4 protein-coding genes are annotated in these 7,821 nt (G+C 60.7%); all 4 read left to right on the top strand.

Annotated elements, in window-relative coordinates; translation table 11 throughout:
• Positions 1-537 precede the first annotated feature (537 nt).
• The 4 genes from AC0L3B_RS35840 to AC0L3B_RS35825 all read left to right on the top strand — a co-directional run bounded on the left by AC0L3B_RS35840 (position 538) and on the right by AC0L3B_RS35825 (position 7,784).
• Positions 538-3,003 carry an Ig-like domain-containing protein gene (locus tag AC0L3B_RS35840; protein WP_473382219.1) on the top strand — a complete coding sequence of 822 codons (2,466 nt, stop codon included), beginning with the start codon at positions 538-540 and terminating at the stop codon, positions 3,001-3,003.
• Positions 3,004-3,092: 89 nt separating this feature from the next.
• Positions 3,093-5,027: a type I secretion system permease/ATPase gene (locus AC0L3B_RS35835; protein WP_473382218.1), complete on the top strand. Its 1,935-nt coding sequence runs from the start codon at positions 3,093-3,095 to the stop codon at positions 5,025-5,027.
• The gene (locus AC0L3B_RS35830; RefSeq protein WP_247475344.1) at positions 5,024-6,337 is read left to right on the top strand and encodes an HlyD family type I secretion periplasmic adaptor subunit; all 1,314 of its coding nucleotides are present in this window, start codon (positions 5,024-5,026) and stop codon (positions 6,335-6,337) included. Before AC0L3B_RS35835 ends, AC0L3B_RS35830 begins: the two co-directional genes overlap by 4 nt.
• Before the next feature lie 832 nt (positions 6,338-7,169).
• Entirely contained in the window at positions 7,170-7,784 is a 615-nt protein-coding gene (locus tag AC0L3B_RS35825) for a transglutaminase-like cysteine peptidase (protein ID WP_473382217.1), read from the top strand.
• Positions 7,785-7,821: the final 37 nt, after the last annotated feature.

Genomic DNA, 7,821 nt, shown 5'->3' with positions numbered 1-7,821 from the left:
AAGCCGATCTCCAATCAGAGATCGATCATTCCTCGCTCGAGGCCTTCAATGGAAGGTGGGACCGAAACAGCGCTTACGACTGTTCGATATGTAGTGAATCAGTAAGCATCCTTAAATCGTGGAGGCGGAGGTTCGACTTTAAGTTCTTTTTGTGCTGCAGAAGTTGTTTCGCGCAAAATGAGGTGGGACTTCAAATGGCAGTGGCCGGTTTGCGCCTTGCGGTCGCAGCGCGGCGCAACTTCAAAAATGTATTTAATATTTAATCTGGCACAACTGTTCTGAGCCCCTGAATTTCGCGGCGGATTACGCAAATGACCTCGGACGGGCCCCGATGTGGTCCCAAAAAAGCCGCTGCCCGTCGACTACTTCGGCGGCCTACATGCAACACGCTTGCGATCTCGTCGCTTGGTAATGAGTGTGAGCGTCGATGAAATCTAGCGGTTGCGGAACCAACGAGGAGAATGAACTTTGGCGACAACGACTTCTTCAACTGGGTGGCCAGATGCAACGAACACCGGAGTGCCAGCGGGCGTAACGTTGAGCCCGTCGGGCGATCTGACGATCAATACTGCGGGCGCGGTTATTTCGGGCCTCGACATACGCGGCAGCGTGTACATCAACGCTCCGAACGTCACTCTCGAAAATTGCAAGATCACCTCGAGCGACTTTTATGTCGTCAAGATCGCTACGGGTGTAACGGGCGCCGTAGTGCAGAACTGTGAAATTAATGGCGTCGGCACGGGCAACGACGGAAACAATGGGATTGCAGGCCAGGGTACGTTCATAGGGAATAACATCTATAACGTCGAAAACGGCATCACACTGCAAGGCAACAACTCTGTTATCAAGGACAACTACATCCATGAGCTGAAGGCGTCAGGATCGCCTCACTATGATGGAATTCAGATTGATGGCGGCATTTCGAGTGCGGTGATCAGCCACAACACCGTCATCAACTCATATAGTCAGACATCCGCCATTATGATCGACAACTACTTCGGGCCCATCTCGAATATTTCTGTCGATAACAACCTGCTTTCCGGTGGTGGCTATACGGTTTACAGTGACGGTCAGTTCTCGGGCGGTTCGATCACGGGCGTTTCGTTCACGAACAACCACATGAAGTCGGGATCGTGGGGGGTCTCGGCCTTTACAGGCAACTCTCCCGTCTACACCGGAAATGTCAACGACGGTGCGACACTGGTTGCCACTCTGAACACGTCGGCAAACACCGGCAGTGGGACGGGCGGCGGTTCCTCTCCCGCAGCTCCCGTCATCGCGTCTTTCTCGACCGATAGCGGCACCGCTGGCGACAAGATCACCAACGACAACACCATCGAGCTCAAGGGATCCGCTGCCGCCGGCAGCATGGTCAAGGTCTACGATGGTACGATCCAAATCGGCTCGACGTCTGCGGACTCAAACGGCAATTGGGACTACATCACGAAGGTCCTGACTGACGCCAAGCATACGCTCACCGCAACGGCAACCAACACGTCGGGTCAGACCAGCGCGGCGTCGTCTGCGTTGGCAATCACCGTCGACACCAAGGCGCCGACTGCGCCGACCGTTGCCAGCCATACGGTGAATACCGCCAATCAGGCGGTGATATCGGGCAATGCCGAAGCGAGCAGCGTCGTAAAGGTGTTCGACGGCACGACCCAGATCGGGACCGCAACGACCAACAGCAGCGGCGTGTGGGCCTATACCACCGCCGCCCTTGCGGCCGGTTCGCACAGCCTCACCGCGAAGGCAATGGACGTGGCGGGTAATACCAGTGTGGCGTCCACTGTGGTAACGGCCAGCACCGGTACCTCGACATCCCCCACTACACCGACGTCCCCCACCACGCCGACATCGCCAACTGCTGGCACGGTGATCGAGTCGGCCGGTGCGACACGTCTCGTGGAGAGTGGTGACAAATACTACCTCAACAGCAGCACCGGGACGGGCCCGTCCCTGAAGTCTCACGGTGTGGATTTTGTCGACGGGTCGGATGGCACCTGGGCGCCGATTGGTGCCGAGAAGACTGCCACGGGCTATGAGGTTGTCTGGAAAGAGGCGAGCACGGGTCAGTACACGGCGTGGAACACCGACAGCAACGGCAACTACGTCTCCCATGTCAGCAGCCTGACCGGCTCCACGTCGGGCGGCTCGGTGTCGGGGACGAACTCGGGCCTTAAGTCGCTCGAGACGACCTTCCACCAGGATCTGAACGGTGACGGGCAGATCGGTGCTACCAGTTCGACCACACCGACGTCGCCAACGCCAACTGCTGGCACGGTAGTCGAGTCGGCTGGTGCAACACGTCTCGTTGAGAGTGGCGACAAATACTACCTCAACAGCAGCACCGGGACAGGCCCCTCGCTGAAGTATCACGGCCTGGATTTCGTTGATGGGTCAGATGGCACCTGGGCTCCCATTGCTGCGGAAAAGGTGGCGACGGGCTATCAGGTCGTCTGGAAGGAAGCGAGCACCGGCCAGTACACGGCGTGGAACACCGACAACAACGGCAACTACGTTTCCCACGTAAGCAGCCTGACCGGCTCCACGTCGGGCGGCACCGTGTCGGGTACGAACTCCGGCCTTAAATCGCTCGAGACGAGCTTCCATCAGGATCTCAACGGCGATGGGCAGGTCGGTACGTCGAGCGTTGCTACGTCGTCCACGAGCACCACTTCCCTCGCTGCGACTTCGAGCTCGACGAGCAGCAACGTACAGACGAGCACGTCAGGAAATGACGCCTTCGTTGGCACCACCAAGGCCGACACGTTCTCGTTTGCTGCGAATTTCGGCAACGATGTCATCAAGAGCTTCACTGCCAGCGGTCCTGCGCACGACACGATCGAGTTCAGCAAAAGTGTGTTCGACAGTTTTGCGAGCGTTCTCTCCCACGCAGCCCAATCAGGCTCCGACGTCGTGATCGCGACGGGGAGCGACACGCTCACGCTGAAGAACACCAAGCTGGATGCGTTGAACAGCCACGACTTCCACTTCGCGTAAGGAGCGGGCCAACCACACAGACTAGTACTCAACAACTGCCTCGGGGATCTCTTGGGGATCTCCCGAGGCATGTTTTAAGGGCGGGTGCCATGACTGACTTTGGACGGCGGGGGGTGATCCCCCCGTCTGCGAATCTTTATCGAATCCCACTTATGCATTTGGCGGGACTATGGTCGGCCGGACGACAGTGGGCGAATGACGCCGAACTGCGGACGCCGCAACTGATCGGCTGGGCAAGGCGCCCGGTCGAAGCCCTGCGGCAGCGGATATTCACTGGTCGACCCCGGTCGGCGGAGGACTATCACGAGCCGCAGTCGGAGATGTCGGCTTTCCTGCGGTCGTGCCGCCGGATTTTCTGGGCTCTCGCGGCCTTCAGCGGCATGAGCAATCTCCTTATGCTCACCGGCTCGTTTTTCATGCTGCAAGTCTATGATCGGGTGCTGCCCGGGCGCAGCATACCGACGCTGATCGCCTTGATGGTTTTGGCCACGGTTCTTTACCTGTTCCAGGGTGGGCTCGACCTCGTCAGGAGCAGGATCAGCGCCAGGGTCGGCCGGTATTTCGATGAAAGGCTCAGCGTTCGCATATTCGACGCGCTCGTTCGCCTGCCTTTGAAGACCAGAGCGGATGGCGATGGCTTGCAGCCGGTGCGAGATCTCGATCAGGTCCGCAGCTTCCTGTCGAGCGGAGGGCCGACGGCACTCTTCGATCTGCCCTGGATGCCGATCTATCTCGGCGTCTGCTTCCTCTTTCACTTCTGGATTGGCGTGACTGCGCTGGCCGGCGCGCTGGTCCTGGTCGGCATTACTATGCTGACGGAAACACGCACGCGAGGGCCGGCAAAGGCGTCCTCGCGTCTCGCCGTCTCGCGAACTGCACTGGCGCTGGAGGGGCGGCGAAATGCCGAGGTCCTGCAGGCCATGGGCATGCGGCAACAGGCGGGCTTACGTTGGCGCGATGTCAACGCGAAGTATCTCGCGGCCCATGAGCAGGCCAGCGATGTCGCAAACGGACTCGGTGGCGCCTCCAAGATTTTCCGGGCGATCCTGCAATCGCTGGTTCTCGCCGTCGGCGCCGTCCTCGTCATCAATCAGGAATCGACGGCCGGTATCATCATTGCCGGATCGATCCTCACGGCGCGGGCACTGGCGCCTGTCGAAATGGCCATCGCGAACTGGAAAGGATTCGTCACCGCGCGGCACTCCGGGCAACGGCTCGATCGCTTGCTGAAGCTTCTGCCCAGCGAGGAGGAGCGGTTGGCATTGCCTCCGCCTGTCGCAAACCTCACGGTCGAGAACCTGTATATCGGCGCCCCAAACTCGGAGAGGCCCACCGTCAGCGAAGTGTCGTTCCATTTGCGGAGCGGGCAGGCGGTTGGAATCATTGGTCCGAGCGGATCCGGCAAATCGACATTGGCACGTGCGCTGGTGGGGGTGTGGCCTTGCGCTCGAGGCAGGGTCCGGCTCGACAACGCCGCGCTCGATCACTGGTCTTCGGACGCCCTCGGCAAGCACATCGGCTATCTGCCCCAGGACGTCGAGTTGTTCGACGGCAGCATTGCGATGAACATTGCACGGTTCGACCCGGAGGCAACGGCCGCCGCAGTTCTGGAAGCCTCGCATGCCGCGGGCGCGCACGACCTCATCCTCTCCCTTCCGGACGGCTACAGCACGAAGATCGGCGAGGGAGGGCTGGCGCTGTCGGCGGGGCAGCGGCAGCGTATCGGGCTCGCGCGCGCCTTTTACGGCAAGCCCTTTCTGGTCGTGCTTGATGAGCCCTCGTCCAATCTCGACGCCGAGGGCGAGGAGGCCTTGACCGAGGCGATCCTGAACGTGCGCCGTCGGGGCGGAATTGTCGCCGTGGTTGCGCATCGTCCGAAGGCGTTGGAAAGTGTGGATCATGTCTTGTGCCTCGGGGAAGGCAGGGTGCAGTCCTTCGGCAAGAGAGAGGAGGTCCTCAAGAGAGTGTTGCGAAATCCCACACCGCTCAAAGTCGTCGCGGAAGCTCAAGGAGGCGGTCGATGAGCGGCCTGGTGACACCGGCGATGCATTCGATCCAGCGTTACATGATCGTCGGTATGATCTTGTTCGGTTTGGTAACCTTTGGGATCGGCGGTTGGGCGACAACGACCCAATTGTCGGGCGCGGTGATCGCCCAAGGCGTGGTTGTGGTGGATTCGAGCGTCAAGAAGGTTCAGCACTCCACCGGCGGGATCGTGGGAGAGTTGCGCGTCCGGGAGGGGGCCCGGGTCAATGCAGGAGATGTTTTGATCCGCCTCGATGAGACTCAGACGCTCGCGAATGCGACCATCGTCACGAACAGCCTCGATGAGTTGTTCGCGCGGCAGGCTCGTCTGGAGGCCGAGCGCGATGGCGCCGAGCAGACTGTCTTTCCCAAGGTGCTGCTCGACCGGGCCAAGGAGAGCAACTCCGAGGCGAGCCGTGCGATCACTGCGGAGCGAAAGCTGTTCGAGCTGCGTCGTCAGGCGCGAAGCGGCCAAAAGGCGCAGTTGCAGGAGAAAAGCGCGCAGCTGGAAAACGAGATCAAAGGCCTTACAGGGCAGACCGAGGCCAAGCAGAAGGAAGTCGAATTTATCCGGCAAGAGCTGGAGGGCGTGCGCAGTCTCTGGCAAAAGAATCTGGTGCCGATCACGCGGCTCAATTCCCTCGAGCGCGATTCCGCCCGCCTCGAAGGCGAGCGCAGCCAGCTGGCAGGAATGATTGCTCAGTCGAAGGGCAAGATCGCCGAAATCGGACTCCAGATCATTCAGATCGACCAGGACCTGCGGACGGAAGTGGGCAAGGATCTGATCGAAACGCGATCGAAGCTCGCCGAGCTGAGCGAGCGCAAGACTGCGGCGGTGGATCAATTGAATCGGATCGATATCAGGGCACCGCAAACCGGCCGCGTCCACGAGCTGAGCGTCCACACGGTTGGAGGTGTAATCTCCCCCGGTGAGCAGATCATGCTGATCGTGCCCGATGCTGACTCGCTTGCGGTTGAGGTCAAGATCGCACCACGCGATATCGACCAGGTCTATATGGGGCAGACAGCGACAATGCGGTTCGCGGCATTCAACCAGAAGACCACGCCCGAAATCGACGGAGAGGTCAGCATGGTCTCGGCAGACATCACCCAGGATCAGCGTGCCGGCACGAGTTACTACACGGGTCGCGTTCTGCTGAAACCGGAAGAGCTGGCGAAACTCGGGTCGGCCAAGCTGTTGCCCGGCATGCCGGTCGAGGTCTTCATCAAGACGGCAGGTCGGACCGCGCTATCCTACCTGCTCAAGCCGCTGCGGGATCAGGCGGGGCGCGCGTTCAAGGAACGCTGATTCTTCGCGGGAAGATGGTAGCGCTCGACTGCGCGAATTCGGGGTTGGCGCCCAATCCGTGGGCGCCAGCGTTGCGATTAGCCTCTGAAGGCACGGCTGGGCCGGATGCATCCGCCGCGGGCGTGGCTCGCCGACGAGTGCGCGTCACAAGCCAGGACAGAGCCCGCGGTCTGGTTTGAAGGCTCGGCCGCGCCGTTCTGGTGATTTCGGGTCGTCGCAAGAGATTTGGTGGGGCGAGCGCGGTGAGATCGACCCACCTCTGATCAACCGCAATAGATCGCGCGGCTTTCGACGGATCGACCGGAGCGGATGCCTGTTGTCTGTGGACGAGACTACAGATCCCTCGAACGACCGTCCGCTCAGTACGTCCATGCGCTTGGCGTACAGGGTCATCGCGGCGACGAAGACAAGTATTGAAGCTTCAGCCCCCAGGATGACGAGTAGCTCACCTGGCATATGAAACTGTCCTGCTCGAGGAAGCGCCGTTTGACGATCTGGCCTCGGTGAATAATTAAATCAACAATTAAAACATGGTGCGACGTTAAATTGTTACTGGTGCTGGGGGCGCGAAGCACGTTCCGTGCGGCGCTTGACGGGCCTCTCCACGGCGACACCCGCGCCGATCGTTCTTCCCGTCCTCCCGCGGCAGCGCCCCTGGCGCGACGACGGCTCCTTGCAGGCGAGTTCCGCATCTATTTAATTGTTATTTTATTGTTGCGGGCCGAATTAAATATAAATAGGATTAAATATTAATAGGAGAGACGATCGGTCCCGCGGCCGCGGCGGCGGCGCATCCGGGGCCTCAATTTGGCGTTCGCAGGGGAATCGGCAGATGCAACGAACCTCTGGGCCACTCGTCGCAGCAGCCATAGCTGTGATCATAGGAGGCGTTCAGTGGGCGCGTGCGGCATTGTTGACCATGCCGACGGCCCCGCAAGCGGCTCTTGCGCACATCGAGCTGGGACGCCCGACGCTTCCGCCGCTCACTTACACGGTGTTTTGCCTGCGCTATGAGGCCGAATGTCGCCTGCGGCGCTTCTTCCGCGGCGGACCGGTCCGGCTGACGGAGAAGCGATGGACGGACCTGCGGGAGATCAATCGCGTGGTCAACCTGGCGATCGCGCCAGTTCGCAACGAGCTCGGTCTTGCCGGCGAGGCGTGGATCATCAACCCCGCTCAGGGCGATTGCAGCGGCTACGCGGTAAGCAAGCGCCACGAGCTGCTTCGGCGCGGGTGGCCGGCGCGAGTCCTGTTACTGAGCGAAGTCGTCGTCGGTTCCGGAGAGCATCACTTGGTGCTTCTCGTGCGTACCAGGAACGGCGATGTCGTCCTCGATAATCTCACGCCGCAGATCATGCCATGGTCGCGGACCCCCTATCGCTGGGTTCGCGTGCAGAGCCCGGGTCGCGATGGGCTGTGGGCGGCGGTTGGGCGGGAAGGGACATGAGCGCCGGTGCCCTGAGCCTCCCGCCGCCGCAAGGCGC

Source organism: Bradyrhizobium sp. Kon56, assembly GCF_055807635.1.
The sequence above is the reverse complement of the archived record's forward strand: the minus strand, read 5'-3'. Positions and strand labels throughout refer to the sequence as shown.

Coding starts and splice junctions, on each gene's coding strand:
- AC0L3B_RS35835 (WP_473382218.1), top strand. CDS start 3,093: ATGACTGACTTTGGACGGCGGGGGGTGATCCCCCCGTCTGCGAATCTT.
- AC0L3B_RS35830 (WP_247475344.1), top strand. CDS start 5,024: ATGAGCGGCCTGGTGACACCGGCGATGCATTCGATCCAGCGTTACATG.
- AC0L3B_RS35825 (WP_473382217.1), top strand. CDS start 7,170: ATGCAACGAACCTCTGGGCCACTCGTCGCAGCAGCCATAGCTGTGATC.